The sequence below is a fragment of the Streptomyces sp. XY431 genome (genome assembly GCF_001279805.1).
Taxonomy (GTDB): Bacteria; Actinomycetota; Actinomycetes; order Streptomycetales; family Streptomycetaceae; genus Kitasatospora; species Kitasatospora purpeofusca.
The window spans coordinates 1-19,910 of sequence record NZ_LGDO01000031.1 but is presented as its reverse complement, the minus strand read 5'-3'; the positions used below and the strand labels follow the sequence as shown (position 1 = coordinate 19,910).

Annotated in this window: 23 protein-coding genes; 9 read left to right on the top strand and 14 right to left on the bottom strand. The window is 69.7% G+C overall.

Annotated features, from left to right (window positions below; all coding sequences use genetic code 11):
• Position 1: 1 nt before the first annotated feature.
• Both ADK60_RS44515 and ADK60_RS44510 read left to right on the top strand, forming a co-directional pair.
• Positions 2-493, top strand: a complete 492-nt coding sequence (locus ADK60_RS44515; protein ID WP_159400313.1) for a hypothetical protein — start codon at positions 2-4, stop codon at positions 491-493.
• A gap of 1,150 nt (positions 494-1,643) precedes the next feature.
• Positions 1,644-1,961, top strand: coding sequence for a hypothetical protein (locus ADK60_RS44510; RefSeq protein WP_159400311.1), 318 nt, complete (start codon positions 1,644-1,646; stop codon positions 1,959-1,961).
• 289 nt (positions 1,962-2,250) lie between these two features.
• Here ADK60_RS44510 and ADK60_RS05420 read toward each other — a convergent pair whose 3' ends face one another.
• Positions 2,251-3,555 carry a tyrosine-type recombinase/integrase gene (locus tag ADK60_RS05420; RefSeq protein ID WP_053643672.1) on the bottom strand — a complete coding sequence of 435 codons (1,305 nt, stop codon included), beginning with the start codon at positions 3,553-3,555 and terminating at the stop codon, positions 2,251-2,253.
• A complete protein-coding gene (locus ADK60_RS05415; RefSeq protein WP_078896235.1) occupies positions 3,555-3,719 on the bottom strand; it encodes a helix-turn-helix domain-containing protein in 165 nt (54 codons plus the stop codon). Before ADK60_RS05415 ends, ADK60_RS05420 begins: the two co-directional genes overlap by 1 nt.
• 155 nt (positions 3,720-3,874) lie before the next feature.
• Between ADK60_RS05415 and ADK60_RS48315 the strand changes: the two genes are divergently transcribed.
• Together ADK60_RS48315 and ADK60_RS41515 are read left to right on the top strand one after the other, a co-directional pair.
• Positions 3,875-4,159, top strand: coding sequence for a DUF3710 domain-containing protein (locus ADK60_RS48315; protein WP_159400310.1), 285 nt, complete (start codon positions 3,875-3,877; stop codon positions 4,157-4,159).
• Between the two features lie 450 nt (positions 4,160-4,609).
• A protein-coding gene (locus ADK60_RS41515; protein WP_502687396.1) for an IS5 family transposase occupies positions 4,610-5,460 on the top strand; the annotation gives its coding sequence in 2 pieces (ribosomal slippage) (positions 4,610-4,946 and positions 4,946-5,460; 852 coding nt in all).
• A 47-nt stretch (positions 5,461-5,507) separates the two neighbouring features.
• Here the strand turns inward: ADK60_RS41515 and ADK60_RS05395 are convergent.
• Positions 5,508-6,914, bottom strand: coding sequence for an MFS transporter (locus ADK60_RS05395; protein ID WP_053643666.1), 1,407 nt, complete (start codon positions 6,912-6,914; stop codon positions 5,508-5,510).
• Between the two features lie 455 nt (positions 6,915-7,369).
• Between ADK60_RS05395 and ADK60_RS05390 the strand changes: the two genes are divergently transcribed.
• Positions 7,370-7,573: a hypothetical protein gene (locus ADK60_RS05390; RefSeq protein WP_053643664.1), complete on the top strand. Its 204-nt coding sequence runs from the start codon at positions 7,370-7,372 to the stop codon at positions 7,571-7,573.
• Positions 7,574-7,730: 157 nt separating this feature from the next.
• Here the strand turns inward: ADK60_RS05390 and ADK60_RS05385 are convergent, their stop codons facing one another.
• The 4 genes from ADK60_RS05385 to ADK60_RS05370 form a co-directional block, all read right to left on the bottom strand.
• Complete coding sequence (locus ADK60_RS05385) at positions 7,731-8,165, bottom strand: hypothetical protein (RefSeq protein WP_053643662.1); 435 nt, start codon at positions 8,163-8,165, stop codon at positions 7,731-7,733.
• A gap of 276 nt (positions 8,166-8,441) precedes the next feature.
• Positions 8,442-9,251: an alpha/beta fold hydrolase gene (locus tag ADK60_RS05380; RefSeq protein WP_053643660.1), complete on the bottom strand. Its 810-nt coding sequence runs from the start codon at positions 9,249-9,251 to the stop codon at positions 8,442-8,444.
• Positions 9,252-9,313: 62 nt separating this feature from the next.
• Positions 9,314-10,036, bottom strand: coding sequence for a hypothetical protein (locus ADK60_RS05375; protein WP_053643658.1), 723 nt, complete (start codon positions 10,034-10,036; stop codon positions 9,314-9,316).
• Between the two features lie 20 nt (positions 10,037-10,056).
• The gene (locus ADK60_RS05370; protein WP_159400309.1) at positions 10,057-10,437 is read right to left on the bottom strand and encodes an ATP-binding protein; all 381 of its coding nucleotides are present in this window, start codon (positions 10,435-10,437) and stop codon (positions 10,057-10,059) included.
• A 236-nt stretch (positions 10,438-10,673) separates the two neighbouring features.
• On the opposite strand from ADK60_RS05370, the gene ADK60_RS05365 reads away from it, so the two are divergent.
• Entirely contained in the window at positions 10,674-11,534 is an 861-nt protein-coding gene (locus ADK60_RS05365; RefSeq protein ID WP_053643654.1) for a helix-turn-helix domain-containing protein, read from the top strand.
• Positions 11,531-11,764 carry a DUF397 domain-containing protein gene (locus ADK60_RS05360; protein ID WP_053643652.1) on the top strand — a complete coding sequence of 78 codons (234 nt, stop codon included), beginning with the start codon at positions 11,531-11,533 and terminating at the stop codon, positions 11,762-11,764. The genes ADK60_RS05365 and ADK60_RS05360 overlap by 4 nt, the downstream gene beginning before the upstream one ends.
• 57 nt (positions 11,765-11,821) lie before the next feature.
• On the opposite strand, the gene ADK60_RS05355 is transcribed toward ADK60_RS05360, so the two are convergent.
• Positions 11,822-12,382: an NIPSNAP family protein gene (locus ADK60_RS05355; RefSeq protein WP_079008071.1), complete on the bottom strand. Its 561-nt coding sequence runs from the start codon at positions 12,380-12,382 to the stop codon at positions 11,822-11,824.
• Positions 12,379-12,855 (bottom strand): hypothetical protein, encoded by a 477-nt coding sequence (locus tag ADK60_RS05350; RefSeq protein WP_053643649.1) that lies wholly within the window; start codon positions 12,853-12,855, stop codon positions 12,379-12,381. The genes ADK60_RS05355 and ADK60_RS05350 overlap by 4 nt, the downstream gene beginning before the upstream one ends.
• Positions 12,856-12,929: 74 nt before the next feature.
• On the opposite strand from ADK60_RS05350, the gene ADK60_RS05345 reads away from it, so the two are divergent.
• Complete coding sequence (locus tag ADK60_RS05345; RefSeq protein ID WP_053643647.1) at positions 12,930-13,877, top strand: helix-turn-helix transcriptional regulator; 948 nt, start codon at positions 12,930-12,932, stop codon at positions 13,875-13,877.
• 27 nt (positions 13,878-13,904) lie between these two features.
• On the opposite strand, the gene ADK60_RS05340 is transcribed toward ADK60_RS05345, so the two are convergent.
• From ADK60_RS05340 to ADK60_RS05320, 5 genes are all read right to left on the bottom strand, one after another.
• Positions 13,905-15,503, bottom strand: coding sequence for a hypothetical protein (locus ADK60_RS05340; RefSeq protein WP_159400308.1), 1,599 nt, complete (start codon positions 15,501-15,503; stop codon positions 13,905-13,907).
• Between the two features lie 222 nt (positions 15,504-15,725).
• Positions 15,726-16,778 (bottom strand): hypothetical protein, encoded by a 1,053-nt coding sequence (locus ADK60_RS05335; protein WP_159400307.1) that lies wholly within the window; start codon positions 16,776-16,778, stop codon positions 15,726-15,728.
• A gap of 150 nt (positions 16,779-16,928) precedes the next feature.
• The gene (locus tag ADK60_RS05330) at positions 16,929-17,366 is read right to left on the bottom strand and encodes an SSI family serine proteinase inhibitor (protein ID WP_053643641.1); all 438 of its coding nucleotides are present in this window, start codon (positions 17,364-17,366) and stop codon (positions 16,929-16,931) included.
• A gap of 190 nt (positions 17,367-17,556) precedes the next feature.
• Positions 17,557-17,763 carry a hypothetical protein gene (locus ADK60_RS05325; RefSeq protein WP_053643678.1) on the bottom strand — a complete coding sequence of 69 codons (207 nt, stop codon included), beginning with the start codon at positions 17,761-17,763 and terminating at the stop codon, positions 17,557-17,559.
• A 229-nt stretch (positions 17,764-17,992) separates the two neighbouring features.
• Positions 17,993-18,679 (bottom strand): TetR/AcrR family transcriptional regulator, encoded by a 687-nt coding sequence (locus ADK60_RS05320; RefSeq protein ID WP_053643639.1) that lies wholly within the window; start codon positions 18,677-18,679, stop codon positions 17,993-17,995.
• Between the two features lie 54 nt (positions 18,680-18,733).
• Between ADK60_RS05320 and ADK60_RS05315 the strand changes: the two genes are divergently transcribed.
• Positions 18,734-19,816, top strand: coding sequence for a threonine/serine dehydratase (locus tag ADK60_RS05315; RefSeq protein ID WP_053643637.1), 1,083 nt, complete (start codon positions 18,734-18,736; stop codon positions 19,814-19,816).
• The last annotated feature ends 94 nt before the right edge of the window (positions 19,817-19,910 follow it).

Genomic DNA, 19,910 nt, shown 5'->3' with positions numbered 1-19,910 from the left:
AATGGGAAGGCCGCTCAAGCGACTGTCCGCCGTTCGATGGAGCGAAATCGCCGACGCCAGTGGCCCAGCGGTTGAAATGCCAGCGCTTCTTTCAAAGTTGGCATGGGCCAGCGAGAGCGATGCACGAGATGCTATCGACGAGATAGCAGGTCGGATTTGTTCATTGGGCTTTGTAGTCACAGAGGCAACCGCTAGCGCAATTCCATTTCTCATGGAACTGGCAGAAATACCGGAGGCAAATTGCCGGGTAGAAATTCTGGAGTTGATTACTGCCGTATACTCCACCCGGCAATGGGCTGACGCTGCAGCGGCCGCCGCACCACAGTATCGTGGATCCTACGAGGAAAAAATCTCCTGGGAGGAGGATTCCAGGGCGGCAGTAGCGGCTTCAAAGAGGATCATTGAATCGCTTACGCGAGACCTTGACGCTGCTGTGGCTTCAGTTGCACGCGAGTTGCTCGGTAGCTTGACCAGCAATCCGAGCTCAATTTAGTCGCTAGCGCCTAGAATTTGACTCTCGCAAACCCAAGAGGAGCCCCGTTGAGCCAGGACTCAACGGGGCTCCTCGACGTCTAATAGCATTAACTGGCTACAGCACCATTACATTAGTCGAGATAAATCATAGAGGTGAAGGATATTCTCGGCAGGGACTATTTCCCCATCGATGAATGGCTCAGTTATTCGAGCGTATTCGTCGAAACTGAAGGGAGAGTGGTTGCCGCTGGCATGGGTTGGATTTGGGACTTTGGTTCCACTTTTGAAGACTCCTTGGAGTTGACCGTCTGCGCGAATCGCCCAATGATCTGCCTGCACTCCGATCCGGGACTTGATCCTTGGCCGAGACCTGATTCTCGTTAGCAAATCTCGGCCACATAGAGCATCGTCCAGCGGGGCTTCTGGTCGGGTCAACGGCAGTAGTTGACGGCAACGGCGGCGAACACTTGGTGTCCGCCGCCGTTGCCGTCACGCATGCCAGGGATGGTCGAGGGAGCGGCTGAGGATGTCGATAGCGTCGCACTGGAGGCGGAGGCGGACGTAGGCGTAGTCGAGGAGTTCATTGATAACGAGCCCGAACAGCAACAGGATTCCTCGCACCTCCGCGCACAGGCAGATTCGATCTCACCTGCGAAAAACGTAGGCCGTCCAGGGCCGCCCGTCACACGTACTATGTGCTCGCGGAGGCCACGCCGGTCCTGGTACACAACTGCCCCAGCGGCGTTAATGCTGCTGGCGACAAGTGCAAGTGCTCCGCTGGCCCGAATGCCTATTCATCAGCATTTGAGATGGTCTTGGATACGGCAGACTTCGGGCGCTCACGGGGCACACATTTCCGGCGAGCGAATGCGGCCCTGGACGCTTCATTGAAGTCCGATCCGGCATTTGCCGCGGACATGGAGTCCTTGATTCCAGGAGTGGGAGCCGCCGTATCATCACGAGGGGGACGCAAGACTCCGTCCGGATGGACATGGCAGCACGAACCCACGAGCAATAGCGGCGGCGTTCCAGGCGTGATGAGACTGGTGCCTGAGCCTCAGCATCGACCCGGCTCCGTGTGGCAGGGTTTGCTCCATCCTGGCGGAGCAGGAGGATACGCCGAGTGGGCGATCCCCAATGGCGCCCCGCCGAACTGAAACGAGGAGAGAATGTCCTTCACCATCACGCACAGGGGCGGAGAAATGGAAGAGGGGAACGAGTCGATGATCCCTCGCCTCCTCGAAGAGCTTGACGGCCCCCGCGACGATGAACACCCAGATGTTTCCGTATGTGACGACGAGAGCGCGTGGTCAGTTTCAGCCTTCCAGGGAGGATCTCTGGTCTTCGAAAATCTTGATTCTAGCGATTTTACACCCCGCCATATGCCTGACGTTCCGCGACCTGAAATGGCCCGCGTGATGACCCTGCTGGCGCAGGGGAACCTGGATGCGCTGGAATCCATGAACTGGCAGCCCGGATATCACTAATAAGCTCGGACGAACCTAAACGGCCATCATTGGGCCCCGCCGGAATAGCTTCCGGCGGGGCCTCTCCATAGCCCAATGCGAAACCCGCAATAATACCAGCGATATTAATCCTTGCATCGCCCCATTATCCCGAGAGAAAATCGTCGAACCCCAGTCAATATTTCCATTTATGGAGCAATCAACTGCCAAGTACAATTGGCCCCATGGGCGAGCTAGGCTTATCAAATAGTTTGATATCGCCTGATCTTCTGGGCGGGGCCGCTTGGTCGTTTGACGTCACCAGTTGACGTCACCTGACGGGGAGCAAGATCCCATTTCCCGGTAGGTCGTCGCCGTCGCTGCGGTCAGCAGGCCCAGTGTCGGGGTTGCGGAGGGTCTGGCCGAGAAGGTCGATGGCGTTGCGTTGGATACGGAGTCTGACGTGGGTGTAGACGGTGGCGGTGACGCCGATGTGGGCGTGGCCGAGGAGTTCTTTGATGACGACGAGTTCGACGCCCTGGTCCAGGAGGAGGGTGGCGGTGGTGTGTCGGAGGTCATGGAAGCGGATTCGGCGGAGGCCGGCTTGATGCAACAGCGTGGCGAAGCGGCGGTTGAGGGTGCTGGGTTCGACCGGGAGTGCGCTGCTGGGCGCGGTGAAGATGTAACCGCGGGGGTTCCAACGAAGTCCGGCGGCATCGTGCTCAGCTTGCTGACGGACGCAGTGGTCACGGAGGGCTTCAACACAGGCGACGGGCATAGCAATGCGACGTTCGGAAGCTTTGGTCTTGGTCGGGAACAGCACCAGCCCGTTGTCACTCGTCCGTTGGAGTGAGCGTCGGATCACGGCGGTGCCAGCGTTGAGGTCGAGGTCCGCCCAGGTGAGGCCGAGGAGTTCGCCCCGCCGGAGGCCGGTGTGGAGGGCGAGGTGCACCACGGGGTGGAGCGGGTGGTCGCGGGTGGTGTCGATCAGGCGGCGGGCCTCTTCGACGGTCAGGGGCTCGAATCGTCGTGGCCGGGGTGTGCCGAGCCGGACGTTTCGGGCGACGTTGCGAGGGATCTCCTCTTCCTGGACGGCGTGTTCCAGGGCCGTTTTGAGCACGGTGTGGATGTAGGTGTGCGTGAGCGCGCTCAACACCTGCCGGCAGCAGTCACCCACGGCGCAGCATCGTTGTTTCGCCGCGGGCCGCTGGTGGTCGGTGCGGCGGGCGCAGCACTGGCAGCGGGTGCGTAGGCCGTCGAGCCAGGTGCGGATGTCCTTGGCGGTGAGCTTGGAGAGCTTCTTCGCACCGAGGCCGGGGATGATGTAGAGGCGGGCGACGGCGGCGTAGCGGGTGTGCGTGGTCTCGCGCACGCGGTGCACCGCAACGGTGTCGAGCCAGTAGGTGATCCAGTTGGCGACGGTGCCTTGGGCGTGGACGACGGGGACGCCGCGGTTGCTGGTGGCTTTGGCATCGGTGAGCTTGTCCATGGCCTGTTGGCGGGTCCTGCCGTAGACGTGGAGCCGCTGTCGGTTGCCGTTTGCGGCGAGGACGTAGGCCGCAGCCTCCCACCGGCCGTCCTTGCGTTGGAAGACGGTTCCTTCGCCGTTGGCACGGTTCTTCTTCTCGGCTGCCATCAGGCCGCCTCCTCCAGTCGGGAGGCCACGAACGAGCGGTACGAGCCGTACGGAATGCGGCGGGCCCGGCCGATGGTGATTGAACGCAGCCGGTTGGTGCGGATCAGGTCGTAGACCGCCGAGCGGCCGAGCCGCAGCCGGGCCATGACCTCGGGGACGGTCATCAGGTCGTCGTCGGACACCGCTCGCCTCCTGCGCGTTCGAGGGCCTGGTCGAGGGCGGCGCGCCAGCGGACCCGTTCGGCGACGGCGCGCAGGAGGCGGGTGGCGAAGGGCGCCATGTCGGGGTCGCCGGGCCGGACCGGTTCCCAGAGGTAGCGGTGGGGTTCGGTGCGGGCGGCGGTGTCGCCGAGGACGTCGAGGACCCAGGCCCGGCGTTCGGCGCGGTGGTCTGCGAGCGTCTTGCCGGCGGTGGTCTCAGGATCCCCCGAGAGCCGGGCCTCAAGATCCAGCTGAACGAGGGCAAAGGGTCCTCGGATCTGTTGGAAGCTGTCGTCCTCCAGGGAGCGACGGGGATACAGCTCCAGGCCTTCCACGCGCCCCAGGACGGTGCGTGGGCCAGGGCACGCGAGATCCTCGCGGCGGGTTCGCGACCTGGGGGGTGAGGTCCGGGAGCGGGCCGGGCGCACCGGTGTCGAACTCAGGTGTGATGTCCCGGTGCCGCAGGAGAGGGGTTCCCGGGGACTGCAGAGCATCCGCATGGCGAGGGAACCAACCCGGGGAACCAGGACGAGTGGGTCTGTTCGTACGTCGAGCGCGTCGTGGTGGTTCCCTTGTTCCAGCCCACTCCGTCCCTCCAGCTGTCGGCGACCGACTTCGGTTCCGGACGCCCCTCGGAGGACGGTCGGCCCATTCGGTTGCGCATGCCTGACTGACGTGCCGGCGGATGTTGTCGTGTCAGCCGGCCAGGGTGAGTTCATGCGCCTGATTCCCTCCGGGCTGCCGTCACTCGGACATGAGTGACGGCAGCCCGGACAGCGTCCCTGGGAACCGCACGTCGGCGGACGAGGGCCCTCACCTCTAGGGCGTTTCTTTCCGATCATCGGATCGTTGGTCTGGTCGTGCCGTTGACTGACGCGCAGTGGGCGCGGATAGAGCCGTTGTTGCCGGACCGGATGCCGAAGCGGGGAGGGCGGTGGCGTGATCACCGCGAGGTGATCGACGTGATCGCCTGGAAGTTCCAGACCGGCTCGCAGTGGGTGCACCTGCCCACCGAGTACGGCTCCTGGAAGGGCGTCTACACCCGGCTCCGGAACTGGGCGATCGACGGGACCTGGCAACGGGTCTTCACCGCCCTGCTCGCCCAGGCCGACGCGGAGGGCGACCTGGACTGGGTCGTCTCGGTCGATTCCACCATTGTGCGCGCGCACCAGAACGCGGCCGGGGCCCGTCAAAAGGGGCCCCGGCCGACGAACCCGCCCACCACGCCGTCGGACGTTCCCGCGGCGGGCTGACCACGAAGATCCACCTTGCAGCGGACGGCCGCTGCCGCCCGCTGTGTTTCCACCTCACGCCCGGCCAGGCAGGTGACGCGCCCGCGTTCGAGCACGTCATGGCCGCCCTGCGCGTGCCCAGGGCGATCGGTCGGCCACGCACCCGACCCGTCGTGGTCCTGGGGGACCGGGCCTACTCGTCAAGGGCCATCCGCGAGCACCTGCGCCGACGGAGCATCCGGGCGGTGATTCCGCAGCCCTCGGACCAGATCGCCAATCGCAAGCGCAGGGGCCGACTCGGAGGCCGCCCGCCGGCCTTCGACCGCGAGGCCTACAAGCAGCGCAACACCGTCGAGCGCTGCATCAACCGCCTGAAGAACTGGCGCGGCCTGGCCACCCGCTACGAGAAGACCGCCGTCGTCTTCCAGGCCGGACTCCACATCGCGGGCATCTTCATCTGGTCCGCCCGCTGATCCGAAAGAAAGGCCCTAGGCGAGGGCCCCGCCCGAGGGCCCGGACGTCAGCGCACGGACTGCGCCACGCGCTGCGTCGGGACGCCCTTCCGCGCACCCGTCGCCCCGGCGGCGGCCGCCGGCTCGGTTGCGGCCGGGGCCGCGCCCAGGGCGGTGCCGCGGGTCTCCTCGGCCCACAGCACGCACACCAGCAGACCGAGGGCCGTCGTCCCGGCCGCGATCAGCATCGTCGGCCCGGTGCCGAGCCCGGTCAGGGACAGCGGCAGCAGGTAGGTGCCGACGGCCGCGCCGATCCGGCTCACCGAGGTGGCGACGCCGACGGCGGTGGCCCGGATCTCGGTGGGGAACAGCTCGTTGGGGTAGGTCCAGTCGAGCACGTTCGGTCCGCCGCACAGGAAGGCGTAGGCGCACAGCGCGGTCAGCGCGACGGCGGCGGGGGCGCCGGGCCACACGCCGAGCAGAGCGAGCGGGACGGTCATCAGGGCGAACGACCAGATGATCACCGGCCGTCGGCCCCGGGTGTCGATCAGGCGCAGCGCCGGGTAGCAGCCGAGCAGGAAGACCAGGCTGATCAGGCCGGTACCCAGGGTGTCCATCACTGTGCCGCCCGGCATGCCGAAGGACGAGAGGATCTGCGGGCCGAAGGTGAGCATCGCGAAGAGCGGGCCGACCTGGCAGAGGAAGAACAGGCCGCAGAACAGGGTGCGGCGCCGGTAGGGCGGGGTCATCAGCAGGCGCAGCCCGCCGGGCCCGGCGGCCTGCTCGGGGTCGGGCATCAGCTCCCGGCCGTCGACCCGCACGCCGAGGTGCTTCTCGACCACGCGCACGGCGTCACCGACCCGCCCGTTGGCGGCCAGCCAGCGCGGGGACTCCGGCGAGCCGCGGCGGATCACCAGGAAGACGACGCACAGCACGGTGGAGCTGGCCAGCATCCAGCGCCAGCTGCCGGGGCCGGCCAGGCGCAGGAAGGCGTAGCCCGTCACGTAGGCGAGGACGGAGCCGGCGTACCAGGCGACGATCTGCTGACCGAGCAGCCGCCCGCGGTGCTTGGCCGGCAGCCACTCGGCGAGCAGCGAGGTCGCGATGGGGTAGTCGGCGGCCACGGCCATGCCGAGGACGAAGCGCAGCAGGGCGATCGCCCACACCGTGTCCACCCAGAAGGAGAGCACCGAGCAGGCGACCATGACGAGCAGGTCGGCGGTGTACATCACCTCCCGGCCGATGCGGTCGGTCAGCACGCCGAAGAGCGCGCCTCCGACGAACATGCCGACCAGCGCGGCGGCGCCGATCAGGCTGACCTCGGCGGTGGAGAGGCCGAGTTCGGGGCGCATCCCGATGAGGGCGACGCCGACGATGCTCAGGATGTAGCCGTCGAGCAGCGGCCCACCGGAGCAGGCCAGGGCCAGTCTGCGGTGGAAGGCGGTATACGGGGCGTTGTCGATGGTGCTGGACATGGGTCTTCGGGTCCTCCGGAGCGCACGATGTACTCCCGCACGGTGTGCGCCGGGTAGACGGCAGGGATCGGCACCGCCCGGCGGGTGGTGCCGTCGCCCGGTGTGAGCAGGCGACCGTCCACGGTTGCCCGCGCAGGGAGGGGGCGCCACCGGGCCGAAGGTCGGGCGAATTCGTGACCAAGGTCCCGAAGTGGACGGGCCCTCCGCCCGTGCCGCCGCGGCCCCCGTCCAGTCCTGCCGGGCCCGGGACCGCCTCGCCCCGCCGCACCGCCCCACAGGTGACCCTCGTCACTCGGGAGCACCTTCCGGGACCTTTGCGGGCCTTTCCGTCCGTCCGTGCGCGGGGGTGTGCACGCGCGCGACGGGGTCGAGCGGGCCGGCCCGGGTCCGGCGGGTCTGGCTCTCGCCAGGCCCCGGCGGGGGTGTTGTCACAGGGGACTGCCAGCATTCTGCCCATGCTCGCCACCTGTCCTGACCAGCGCCGTAACGACCCGTCGGACCTGCCCGGCCTGCGGGGTGAGTTCGAGGTGCACCTGACCGTGGGGCCGGGCGCCGCCCGGAGGGCCATCGCCGACCACCACGGTGGTGAGGACGACTGGCGCGTGCGCGGGCTCGCGGACGCCGCCGAGCGCTACGCCGCCCAGCGCGCCGCCGGCTGACCTCTGCCCGGTGGCGCCTTGACCATCCGTCACCTCTCGTGACCGGTGCCCGGCGCCGCGCCCTACAGGTGTCCCTTCCCCGGCTCTCGGTCCGGGGAAGGGACATCGATCCTTTTGGCGCCGTCCCCTCCGGGATGCCTGTTCTTGACACCCCGGGTCAGATTCGACGGGCGGCCTCGGCTATCTCCGCGATGGCGGCTTTCAGCATTCCGGTCGAAGTCTCAGCCGGCATGGTGGCGATGACTTCGACCTCGACCAGGTATTGGCCGAACCGGAGCCATGCGTACCAGCGGTTGTACTCGCCCCCGCCGAAGTGGGCGCAGAAGGTCCGCTGCTCCTCCGCTCCCGAGCCGCCGTCAGCATCGATGCGTTCGACCTCCCCGTACCGGGCGTAGCGCTTGTCCGGGGAGCCGTCCCGGAAGACGAGCCAGGCCCAGGTGGGAGAGTCGAACTCCATGACCGTCTGAATGAAGGTGCCGGCCAGGGGGTCTGCGCTGTCCTGCACGAACAGGCGCTCCACGCGCCTGTCCAGCCCGCGCATGTAGGGCGCGCCGGGGTCCTCGTCCGCCTTCCGCTCCCAGGTCGCCGCCATCGGCGGGGACTGAAGCAGCAGGCTCTCGCCGACGTCGCTCGCTCGCTCGCCATTGTGCGGCGAGGGGAATGTTCCAGATCGACAGTCCCAGCAGAACGATCAGGAGCGACCCGATGGCGGCGATCCGACCTCGACGAGATCTCATCAGTCCATTTCATTTGGATTCATGAGGAGAGTTCCATGCGCAGGGGGATGCCGACCTCCGACGCGCTCCTTGAAGTAGACACGGGCCGCGACGCCGTGGTTCCCCTCTTCGGTCGCCGGTCGCCGAGCGGGTCAGTTCAGGGCATGCGGCAGGGTGGTGCGGACCCAGCGTTCGGGTTCGGAGAGGTGGGGGGTGTGGCCGGCGTGGGGGTAGACGTGGCGTTCGGGTTTGGGGAGGGAGAGGTCGATCAGGTCGAGGATTTCGCCGTACATGGGGGCGCTGTCGTCGCTCTGGGTGAGGAGGACGCGTTCGGTGAAGCGGTTGAGGGCGGTGAGGTCGAGGTCGAGGGCGTCCGGGTCGCGGAGTTCGTCGAGGTAGGTCGGGGCGTTGCGGATGTAGGTGTGGCGGACGGGGGCGGGGAGTTGTTCCCAGGCACCCGGGCCGAAGGCGATGGTGTTGGCGTAGAGCTCGGCCGCGGCCGCTGATTCGGCCTGTTCGAGGAGTTCGCGGACCGCCGAGATGCGTTCGGAGAAGGCGACGCCGAGGGGGCGGAGCTCCGGGTCGGCGAGGAGGGTGCCGGTCGCGGGTGGTTCGTGGACGGTCACGCCGCGCAGCAGGTCCGGGCGGGCGGCGGCGAGGCGGAGGGCGATCAGGCCGCCGTAGGAGTCGCCGCAGACGTAGGCGGGTGCCAGGCCAAGTCCGATGATCAGGCCGGCGAGGTCAGCGGCGTCCTCGTAGACGGAACCCTGGGTGAGCAGGTCCTCGCTGCGGCTGTGCCCGCGCCGGTCGTAGGAGACGACGGTGGTCTCCTCCGCGAGCCCCGGCAGTACCCGCACCCAGCTGTCGGCGTCCGTCCAGGAGCCGTGCACCAGCACCACCCCCGGCCCGGCGCCCCGGGTCTCGTAGTACAGCGACACGCCGTTCACCCTGATCTCGGCCATCGAGAGCCTCCCGACCTCGGTCGTGCACCCTCCAGCCTGACACAGAAGGGGAGGGAGGGGGATCAGATCAGAGGTGGGAAGAGGCCGCGGTCCCAGTGACCGAGCCAGGAGGCGGTCACGGAGGGGAGCGGCAGGTCGGCGGTCGACTCGTCGTACGGGAGGACGGCGGTCGGTGCGAGCCACCCCTCGCCCGGGTCGATGCGGATCCGGAGGACGTGGACGGGACGGCGGAGAGTGACGTACATCCGCAGGTCGGCCGTGGTCGGGGTGTGGGCCTCGTAGTTGTGGTGGACGGTTCGGCAGATGGACTTGATGTCGGTGTCGGCGAGGAGGAGGTACCGGCTGCCCGGCCCGAGGTTCACGCAGAGCCTGCGGCGCGCGGTTTCGCGGTACGGGTACGGGAGCGCCTGGTGGTTGTCGACGTGCAGCCCCAGGTGGAGTCCGGTGGCTGGGTCGGTGTGGGTCGAGGCGAGGCCGGGTCGGTCGGCGGTCTCACCGAGGGTGACCGGGAAGGCGTCGCCGAGCATCTCGACCAGGGCGGTGGCGGTGGGGATGTCGAAGACGGTGTCCGGCAAGCGGAAGAGTTCGACGAGACCGCTGTCCCGGGTGAAGATGCTCGGCGCGAACCGCTCCGGGTGCCCGTCCGGGAGCGGTTCCCAGACCTCGTCCGGGACGGCGACGGTGGTCTCGTACCCCGGCTGGAGGGTGCGGCGGCGGACGCCCGCGATCTCGCAGCGCGCGTGCAGGCGGGCGGGGTCCTGAAAGGCGATGGCGGCGGGGTGCATGGGGTCGGATCCTTGGGAGTTCAACCGGCAAGCGGTGGTGGTGGGGAGGCGGCGGGGTCGAGCAACATCCGGACCCACACCCGTTTTCCGGCCCCCTTCCGGGTGACGACCCCGAAGTCGAAGGCGAGTTGGCGGACGAGGTCGATGCCCCGCCCGCATTCGCTGAAGCGACGCGGTGCGCGGGGGTGGAGCGGGAGGTCGTGCCGGGGGTCCCAGACTTCGAGCCGGCAGTCGCCGTCGAACTCCTGGAGATGGAGCCGGACTTCGCCGTGGCCGGAACAGGCGTGGACGACGGCGTTGGTGACCAGTTCCGAGGCGATGAGGACGAGGTCGTCGACCCGTTCGCCCGACCACCCCCAGGCGGTCAGTTGGTCACGGATCTGGCGCCTGGCAGTTCGCACCGAGGTGCTGTGATCGACAAGTTGAGCCTCCCAGGTGCGGAAAGCAGGCATACCCGGAGTGGACATGGAGGAGCCCCTTCAGGAGCGTGTCCGATCGGTCACGTTGAGTGTGGGGCATCCAAAATCGAAACTGCAACAGCATTGCTCGAAGAAATTAATTGATCTTGAAGCAGACTTGAGACCCGGGCCTCGATCTGGTGAGACTGGACATCCATACTCGAAGGGAGGGGCGCCACTTGAGCAAGCAACTGTCGGCGATCAGGCAGATCCGGCTCGGCGACGAACTGCGCGCCTGGCGGCTGGAGAACAACAGGACCCTCGTCGACATGACGGCCGGCCTGAAGGGGTGGAGCCCCGGTCGGCTGAGCAGAATCGAACGTGCCCAGCAGCCGCTCAGCCGCGCCGATCTCAGCAAGCTGCTCGACCACGCCGGAGTCACGGGCCAGGACCGCGAAGACCTGGAGAGTCTCCTCGGCGACAGCCCGCCCAAGCAGTGGTGGCGCGACCTGGACTACGCCGAGACGATCACACCGGCGTTCGCCGAGTACCTGGCGCTGGAAGCCGACGCGTCCCGCATACTGAACTACTTCCCGTCCGCGTTTCCGGGCCTCCTCCAGACCGAGGGGTACGCCCGCGAGATGATCGCAGCGGGCGTCGACGCACCCAATGACGAGCTTGTCGAAGCGGGAGCCGAGGTTCGCATCCTTCGCCAGCGCAGGCTGACCGAGGACCCGAGGCTTGACTTCAAGGCGTACTTCGGAGAGGTCGCACTCCTCGTCGCGGGCGACCAGAACGTTCTCGCCGAACAGATCCGGCATGCGATCAAGGTCGCCAACTACCCCAATGTGACACTGCACATGGTGCCACTGAGTGCGGGCCGACCAGGCATCCTGGCCTCGGGAATCACCCTCATGCACTTCCCTGACGACCAGTCCGACGGCTTCGTCTTCGTCGAAGCCATCGGCGGTATGCTCCCCCGGAGAACGGGACGCGACGTCAAGCGAGCCGAGAGGACCTTCGTGCGCGTCGAGCAGTTCGCGTTGTCGCCGGAAGACACCATCGCCGCCCTCGAACGCAAGTTGGAAGAGCTGACGTGAGCCACAAGCACGACCCCTACGACCACAATCCCGCCGATGCGAGCTGGTCCAAGTCTCCTTTTTCCGCCGAGGGCAACGGCGACTGCGTGATCGTCGCTCGCTTCCCCAACGGGGACGTCTGGGTCGGCGACGACAAGAACCCCGACCGCCCGCACCTCGCGTTCGACCGCGCCGAGTGGGCCGCCTTCGTCAAGGCGATCGAGACGCAGGCTCCCAACTTCACGGTCTGACGAAGCGACACACGACGGCGTGGGAAGTCGGATCCACCGACTTCCCACGCCGTTGTCTCATACCCGCGCCAGCCGCAGCCGCTCCGAAGGCCAGGGGGGCGACTCGGCAGGCCCGTTGAACCACACCCGGACGTCCTCGCCCTCGCGGACGGGGAGGGCTGGGAAGTCGTTCGGCGCGTGCTCGGTGCGGTGGACGGCGTGGGACGGCACCAGATGCCGGGCGGCGTAGGCGTCGAAAGCGGCCGCGTCCGGGGGGTGGCAGACGGTGGCGAGCACTTCCACATTCGTAGGAACAAAGCCCGGGCCGCGCAGCAGGAACACGTCGTCGCTGTCGAGCATGGTCGCGTTCGCCGCCTCGCGGTGCCGCCGCCACACTGGTCCGCCGTAGAACGCCTCCAGGGAGCGCCGGCGGCTCGCCATGTCGGGGAACGAGCGCAGCCAGACGAAGCGGTCCGGGTCGTCCAGGTCGCGGAACCTGCCGCCCACCGCGATCCCGGCCGCCTCCTGCCCGGTCACGAACTCGCGCTCGAACAGCTCGATCAGGGTGTCCCGCGCGCCCGGGTGCAGGGTGTAGCGGCGCAGTTCGACGATCTGCGACAAAACGAGCGGCGTGCTCACAGGCCGCCCACCGCCGGTCCGGTGCGGGTGAAGTCCATGACCCAGTTGAGCTCCCACGTCGTCCCCCCGTCCAGCGAGAACTCCTGTTCCCAGCGTGCCTCGTCCGGGCCGAGCCGGTGCCAGGTGAAGTGCACCCGGATCGGCCGCCCCTCGTAGGTGTCCTCGCCGTAGAAGTCGCCCCGGTCCCCGGCGAAGCCGCCGCTCACGGGCGGGTCCAGCCGGCCGGTCCGGCTGCTGGACCAATAGATCGACCACTGCCCGGCCTCCTGGTCGAACAGCCGCAGGGTCACGCCCCGGCGGCCGCCGAGGGTGGGGAAGGTGATCTCGTCGATGTTGCCGGCGCCCCCGAACAGCGGCCGGACCACCGACCGCCCCGGGAACTCCTCCCACACCTCGGAGCCGGGGGTCAGCGGTGCGGTGAGACGGCGGTTGGCCACGTCCCAGGAGCCGTGCAGGAAATCGAAATCGTTCATGCGCCGCAGGTTAGGGGCGTTCCACTGACATCCTCTGTCAGTGGAAACGTGCCGAGTCGCGGATACTCGACGCCATGCGCGCGAGCCGACTCGTCACCCTGCTGCTCCTGCTCCAGAACCGGGGCCGGATGACCGCCCGGCAGCTCGCCGAGGAGCTGGAGGTCTCCGTCCGCACCGTCTACCGGGACGTCGACGCCCTCGCCGCCGCCGGGATCCCGCTGTACGGGGACGCCGGGCACGCGGGCGGCTACCGGCTGCTCGACGGCTACCGGACCCGCCTCACCGGGCTCACCGGGGACGAGGCGCAGGCCGCCTTCCTCGCCGCGCTGCCCGAGGCCGCCGCCCAACTCGGGCTCGGGGAGGCCCTCGCGACCGCCCGGCTGAAGCTGGACGCGGCGCTCCCCGCGGCCCTTCGGGAGCACGCCGGGCGGATCCGGCAGCGCTTCCTGCTCGACGCGCCCGGCTGGTACGGCGACGCCGACCGCGCGCCGCACCCGCACCTCGGGGCCGTCGCCACCGCCGTGTGGGAGCGGCGGGCGGTGCTGCTGCGCTACCGGCGCTGGCGGGCGCCGGAGGAGATCGAGCGGCGGGTCGAACCGTACGGGCTGGTGCTGAAGGCCGGGCGCTGGTACCTGGTCGCGGGCGGGGCGTCCGGGCTGCGGACGTACCGCGTCGACCAGATCCTCGGCCTGCGCCTCCTGGAGGAGGAACCCGTCACCACGCCGCCCGCCGGGTTCGACCTCGCCGCCCACTGGCGCGCGTACGTGGCCGACTTCCGGGCCCGGCTGCACACCGGGGAGGCACTCGTCCGGGTGACGGCGGAGGGCGCGCGGCGTCTCGGCCTCACACGTTCGGGTGGTGATGAATGGACGGAGGCCCGGGTGCCGATCGAGTCGGTCGAGCACGCGCACGGGGAGTTTCTGCGCCTGGGCGCGGACGTCGAGGTACTGGCCCCCGCCGAGCTGCGGGAACGCATCGCCGCCACCGTCCGAAAGCTCGCTGCCCGCTACGACGCGTCGTAGCGGGCAGCGAGCAACGGACAGCACGACTCAGCCTTCGGTGATCTCCAGCGTGAGCGGTCCGCCCGGGACGGGCTGCCCGCCAGGGGTGCCGTAGCCGGTGCTCAGCCAGCTGGCATCGATGACCTCGAAACCGACCGTGTAGGTGCCTACCGCGATCCCATACGGGACGTAGGCCGCCTGGAGCATGGCCCGCCCGTCGGCACCGACAGTCGTCCCGCCGAAGGCCTGGCCGACAGCCGTGCCCGTGTTGTCGTACAGGTAGCTCCGGAAGCCGTTGACCGGCGCGACGGGGGCGACCACCTGCGCGTAGACCACGAGGGACCGGCCTGGCGCCTGGCTCCTCGGGATGCTGGTGACGTTCAGCGCTGCCGAAGTCACCGTCGGGGGCGTGGTGTTCGGAATGCCCCGGACCTGCACGCCGGTGCCGGGCGCGAAGTAGTCCGAGCCGTAGAGCGCCAGGTTTCCGGCGCCGTCCTTGATCGCGACGCCGGTGAGGGTACACCCGGCCGGCGAGCCGTTGCCGGACCGCCCGAGGGTGGCCGACACCGCCAGGCTCCCGTTGGGCCCGCCACCGGGGTAGGTCGACGACTGGCTGCACGATCCGGCCCAGCGCAACTCGATTGAGCGGACACCGTTCTGCGCGCCCGACACATACATCGACACCTTGAAGGCCACCGGGCCCGTCCAGCTGTTGAGTTCGCCCGGCGTCGCAGCGAACCCGTCGGCCCGGACGGTCTCGTTCGACGTGACCGTGATCGGCAAGGTGTTGAGGCCGGTGAAGGACTTGCTCTGGCCCGCGTTGTTGGTGAGCGTCGCCGCGGAGACGGTCCAGACGCCGGCCGGGGCGGTGGACGGGATCAGCACCAGAGCACTGCACGTGGGGTAGTTGACGTCGTGCTGGCAGGGGTAGTTCAGCTGCCCGTCGTACGTGGAGTTCTCGAAGGACGCGGAGAGCGTCGCCCCGCCGGGACCAGTCAACTGCAGCGTGCCCTTCCAGAAGCCCGACTGCTGCTCCTGGACGCCGACGCTGTAGCTCACATAGGCGTTGTTGCCCGCGTACACGTAGGGCGGACGCCCGTTGAGGTTCAGCGACAGGGACGGCTGACCGGGGGTCGCCGTCGAGACCTGCGAGGTGGCGGTGAGCACGTTGCCGAAGCCGCCGAGGGCGGATCCGGCCAGCACCTGGCGCTGCTGGGTCTGGATCTCGTGGATCGTCACCAGCGAGACCGTCCACTTGGCGGTGGCGGCGCCCGCGTAGCGCGGTACGGCGAAGCGGTACGAGTAGGTGGCGCTCGCCGCGTTGCCGGAGACGAAGTCGGCCCCGTAGCCGCTGCTTCCCTGGAGGAAGGAGACCACGCGGCTCTGGCCGACGTAGGTGTCCGGCGCGTCGCCCTGCTGACGGATGACGATCGTGCCGCCGTTCTGGCGGGCCTCCGGGTCGGAGGCGGTCACGGTCCAGGTGAGGGTGACCGCAGCCGTCCCGGTCGAGGCGTCGACGGTCGGCTGGGAGAAGCTCAGCGCGGACAGGCCCAGTTGGTCGCCCGCGCTGAAGTAGCCGAAGGAAGACGTCGGCGACGACGTCGGTGGAGCCGACGTGGTTGTAGAACGCCACCTTGCCGTCCGCACCGACCGGCACCGTGACCAGGTTCGGCACCGTCTGGCCCGCCGAGAAGTTCAGGTTCGAGGCCGAGGGAACGTTCCTTCCGCTCGGGTAGGCGGAGACGAAGCTCTCGGCCGTCGGCTCGGTGACCGTGACGTTCAGGACGACGGCGGTGACGCTCCGGGACGGGACCTCCGAGACGCCCGCGACCTGGAGTCCGATGCTGGCGTTGTCGCCCACCTGGGCCTTCACGCCGCCGGTGCCGGTGCCGTCACGGGTGTCCAGCAGCCGCTTCGGCGTCCCCAGCGTCCGGAACACGCCGCCGGTCCGGGGCTCGCGTCGGCGACGACGTCGGTGGAGCCGACGTGGTTGTAGAACGCCACCTTGCCGTCCGCACCGACCGGCACCGTGACCAGGTTCGGCACCGTCTGACCGGCCGAGAAGTTCAGGTTGGAGGCCGAGGGGACGCCGCTGCCGCTCGGATAGACCGTCAGGAAGCTCTCGGCGGCGGGCGCGGTGACCGTGACGTTGAGGACCACCGCGGTGACGTTCCGGGCGGGAACGCCAGCGACGCCCGCGACCTGCAGTCCGATGCTCGCGTTCTCGCCCACCTGGGCCTTCACGCCGCCGGTGCCGGTGCCGTCACGGGTGTCCAGCAGCCGGGTCGGGCCGTTGGCGACGAAGGTGGACGCGGCCTTGTCGAGGGTGAAGTAGCCGGCGAGGTCGGCGATCACGTCGGTGGTGCCGACGTGGTTGAAGAAGGCCACCCGGCCGTCGGAGCCGACCGGGACGGTGACCTGGTTGGGCACGGTCTGGCCGGGCGAGAAGTTCAGGTTGGAGGTGGTGGGGCGGACCCCGCCGGGCGCGTAGACCGCCAGGTAGCTGTCGCCGGTCGGGTTGGTGACGGTGACGTTGAGGACCACCGCGGTCGGCCTGACCGAGGGGTTCCCGGACACGTCGGAGACGTCGAGGATCAACGGGCTCTGGCCGACGGGCCGGACGTCGCCGCCGGTGCCGGTGCCGTCGCGGGTGTCCAGCAGGCGGGTCGGGCCGCTGGGGACGAAGGCACCGGCGAGGTCCTGCTGATTGGGCAGCGCACCGCCGGCCAGCTTGGCCGTGGTCTCTCCCGGTGAGGCCGGTGCGGCCGGGGCCGCTGCTGCGGTCGCCGGTGCCGTCGCGGGGCCGGCAGCTGCTGCCGCCGTCGCCAGGCCCGGGAACAGCGTCAGACCGGCCGCTACGGCGAGCACCGCCCAGCGGCCTGACCTCCCGCCGGGTCTGGAGCCCCGTCGTCGCGTGAACATGCTTCCCCCATCTCGTCGAACCCCCGTCCCGGACGGCAGGGATCTCGCACGCCTCAACGGGGACGAGACATTGAAGCAGAATGATCACTCGCTTCGCGCACAGGTATTCGAGTGACCTCGGACGCCCGTGGGCGGCCGGGGTCCGGGGAATCAGAAGTCGAAGACCGCCCCGGTGGTGCGGAGCAGGACGCAGTGGTTGCCGTAGGTGTGCCGGAAGGAGAGCGGGTGGCCCCGGTAGGTGCCGGAGGCGGTGACGGTGTAGGGGTCGTACAGATCGGTGCAGACACCCGGGTCGACGTCGAGCCGGTTGAGGTCCCCGTTCACGGAGTCGACCAGGCGGCAGGCGGTGACCGGGTCGGGGTGGGTGGTGGCGGTGCCGCCGTAGGGCGGGCATTCGAGGGTGACGGTGCGGGGCGTTCCGCTGGAGGGGGTCTCACCGTGGGCGACGGTGAGACGCAGGCTCGTCCCCGCCGCGAGCACGGTGCTGGGCGAGGTGGTGGCGGCGCTGCCGAGGGGGCCGGTGGCGCTCGCGAGGGCGGTGGTGAGCAGCGTGGTCGCGAGGAGGGCGAGGGCGCGGGTCGTCTTCACGCCCGGCGCAACGAGCCCCCGGTACCGGCGTCACGGCCGAGCGCCGTACCGGAGTGGGAAGTCAGTGGCGCCGACTTCCTGTGCGAAGAAGGCAACGAGACGCCCCCGCCGAACGCAACAGTGCCCCTGCCGATCGGCAGGGGCACCGGCGACGTCACAGGCCGACGACCTCGGAACGGCGGATCCGTGCCTACCCCGCGTCGCCGCCGGAGTCGTTGGAGCCGCTGCTGACCTGGCGGCGTTGCGCCTTCTGATAGCTCCGCACTGCACGACCCGCGCCGACGGTGGCCGCCGCCACGGCGCGCGTCCACCGGGGACCACCGCGGTCGGCCCACACCACGCAGACACAGCCCCCGACGACGAGCGCCAGTACGCCGATCAGCACCACACCGATCATGTCGCCCACCCTTGGTTCTTCGTTCTCGTACGGTTGGGAGGATATTCCCAGGTCCGGCAGCGGTTAGGCAGCCCGGCGCGCAGATCGGGCAGGACGGGCGCGGCGACGGCGGGACGGGAGCCGGCGCGCGGAGTGCCTGCGCGGGCCGGACCGGACAGGCCCGCTCCGCACCCGGACCGGTGGTGGGAAGGCCCATGGGGAAGAACAGCACTGCCCTTCCGGGCACCGGTCAGCCGTCGGACGCGACCGGCGAGGGCGCGACCGGCGAGGGCACAACCGGCGAGGGCACAGCCGCCCGGATCAGCTGGCGCAGCGCCCCGTAGTACACCTCGTGGTCGGTCACGACGGGCACGATCTCGGCGAGCCGGCCGCTCAGCACGGGATAGGTGTCCGGGTCGAGCGCGGCCAGCGCGGTGCGGGTCGCGGCCCGGGTGGCGGCGGGGTCGCGGTGGTCGACGAAGCTCGCGCTGCCGAGGGTGAGCAGGTACATCCGCCGGTACGCGGTGATCGCCTCCTCGGCGGTCATCCCGGCCGCCAGGCTGTCGGCGAGCTGCGGTTCCACCAGCCGGGCCAGCAGGTTCCGGCCCAGCCAGGGGCGGCTGCCGCGCAGGGCGACGAGCCCGGGGTGGGCGGTCAGCAGCCGGTACAGCGCGGTGAACCGGGTCTCGGTGGCGTCGGCCCAGGCGGTGCCGGGCGCGATCTGCGGGAGCCGTTCGGCGAGGTGGTCGGTGACCAGGTCGAGCAGGCCCGCCAGGTCGGTGCAGCGGCGCTGGAGCGAGGCCACGGAGATGTCCAGGTGGGCCGCGAGCGTCCGGAAGCTGAGGGCGGACGGGCCCTGGCCGTCGACGATGGACAGGGCGGCGACCGCGATGCGTTCGGGAGTGGCGCGGTCGAGGGAGGCGGATTGCCGGGGCATGCGGCACAGCGTACGGTACGCCGTACCGGAATGCGGATCCCTGGAGGCGGCACCATGCGACACCAGCTCGGCTACGACGACATCAAGGCGGCGGCGGAGCGGATCGCCGGACACGTCCGGCCGGTGGCCGTCGCGCCCACCGAGGGCCTCGGGGACGCCAAGGCCGCCGGGAACACCGGGCGCACCGGGCGCACCGGGCGCACCGGGCGCACCGGGCGCACCGGGCGCACCAAGGGTGCCGAGCTGTGGCTGGCGCTGGAGTACCTCCAGCACACCGGGTCGTTCAAGGCGCGCGGCGCGCAGAACTTCCTCCGCGCCCACCGGGAGGCCAGGACCCTGCCGGACGCGGGCGTCACCATCGCCTCCGGCGGCAACGCCGGGATGGCGTGCGCATGGGCGGCGCTCCGGCAGGGGGTGCGGGCGACCGTGTTCCTGCCGGCCAACGCGCCGCGGGTGAAGGTCGCCCGGCTGCGCTCGTACGGGGCGGACGTCCGGCTGGTCGGCACGGAGTACGCCGAGGCGTTGGCGGCCTGCGAGGACTTCGCCGCGACCAGCGGCGCGCTGGCGAGCCACGCCTACGACCATCCGCTGATCGCGGCGGGCGCGGGCACCCTGATGGAGGAGATCCACACGCGGGTGCCCGGCCTGGACACCGTGCTGGTCGCGGTCGGCGGCGGCGGGCTGTTCGCGGGTGTGGCCACGGCCGCCCGGCAGCACGGGATCCGCGCGGTGGCGGTCGAGCCGGAGCACTCCCGGGCGCTGCACGCCGCCCTCGCGGCGGGCCGGCCGGTGGACGTCACGGTCGACTCGGTCGCCGGCGACTCGCTCGGCGCCCGTCGGGCCACCGCCCTGGCCGTGGACGCCGCCCGGCCGGACGCGGACGGCCGGGGCGCGCGTTCGGTGCTCGTGCCGGACGAGGCCATCGTCCGGGCCCGCCGGGAGCTCTGGGAGGACCGCCGGATCCTGGTCGAGCACGGCGCCGCCACCGCGCTCGCCGCCCTGCTCACGGAGCCGAAGACCGACCGCGACAGCGACGACTACGGCTACCGCCCCGCCGACGGCGAGAAGGTCTGCGTCGTCCTGTGCGGCGCCAACACCGACCCGGCCACGCTCTCGGCCTCGCCCGAGCCGCGCTGAACCGGCCGGTCGGTGGGGCGGCCGACGCGCCGCCCCCCGACCGCCTACTCCCCCGCCCCCCGACCGCCTACTCCCCCGCCCCACCCACCAGCCG

What these genes read in the sequence shown, in the direction of transcription:
- ADK60_RS05385 (WP_053643662.1), bottom strand. Translation starts at nt 8,165, where the DNA reads ATGGCGGCGACCTGGGAGCGGAAGGCGGACGAGGACCCCGGCGCGCCC.
- ADK60_RS05395 (WP_053643666.1), bottom strand. Translation starts at nt 6,914, where the DNA reads ATGTCCAGCACCATCGACAACGCCCCGTATACCGCCTTCCACCGCAGA.
- ADK60_RS05325 (WP_053643678.1), bottom strand. Translation starts at nt 17,763, where the DNA reads ATGATCGGTGTGGTGCTGATCGGCGTACTGGCGCTCGTCGTCGGGGGC.
- ADK60_RS05390 (WP_053643664.1), top strand. Translation starts at nt 7,370, where the DNA reads ATGCTCGCCACCTGTCCTGACCAGCGCCGTAACGACCCGTCGGACCTG.
- ADK60_RS05345 (WP_053643647.1), top strand. Translation starts at nt 12,930, where the DNA reads ATGCGCGCGAGCCGACTCGTCACCCTGCTGCTCCTGCTCCAGAACCGG.
- ADK60_RS05375 (WP_053643658.1), bottom strand. Translation starts at nt 10,036, where the DNA reads ATGCACCCCGCCGCCATCGCCTTTCAGGACCCCGCCCGCCTGCACGCG.
- ADK60_RS05380 (WP_053643660.1), bottom strand. Translation starts at nt 9,251, where the DNA reads ATGGCCGAGATCAGGGTGAACGGCGTGTCGCTGTACTACGAGACCCGG.
- ADK60_RS05335 (WP_159400307.1), bottom strand. Translation starts at nt 16,778, where the DNA reads ATGTTCACGCGACGACGGGGCTCCAGACCCGGCGGGAGGTCAGGCCGC.
- ADK60_RS44510 (WP_159400311.1), top strand. Translation starts at nt 1,644, where the DNA reads ATGTCCTTCACCATCACGCACAGGGGCGGAGAAATGGAAGAGGGGAAC.
- ADK60_RS05415 (WP_078896235.1), bottom strand. Translation starts at nt 3,719, where the DNA reads ATGACCGTCCCCGAGGTCATGGCCCGGCTGCGGCTCGGCCGCTCGGCG.
- ADK60_RS05350 (WP_053643649.1), bottom strand. Translation starts at nt 12,855, where the DNA reads ATGAACGATTTCGATTTCCTGCACGGCTCCTGGGACGTGGCCAACCGC.
- ADK60_RS05315 (WP_053643637.1), top strand. Translation starts at nt 18,734, where the DNA reads ATGCGACACCAGCTCGGCTACGACGACATCAAGGCGGCGGCGGAGCGG.
- ADK60_RS05320 (WP_053643639.1), bottom strand. Translation starts at nt 18,679, where the DNA reads ATGCCCCGGCAATCCGCCTCCCTCGACCGCGCCACTCCCGAACGCATC.
- ADK60_RS44515 (WP_159400313.1), top strand. Translation starts at nt 2, where the DNA reads ATGGGAAGGCCGCTCAAGCGACTGTCCGCCGTTCGATGGAGCGAAATC.
- ADK60_RS05420 (WP_053643672.1), bottom strand. Translation starts at nt 3,555, where the DNA reads ATGGCAGCCGAGAAGAAGAACCGTGCCAACGGCGAAGGAACCGTCTTC.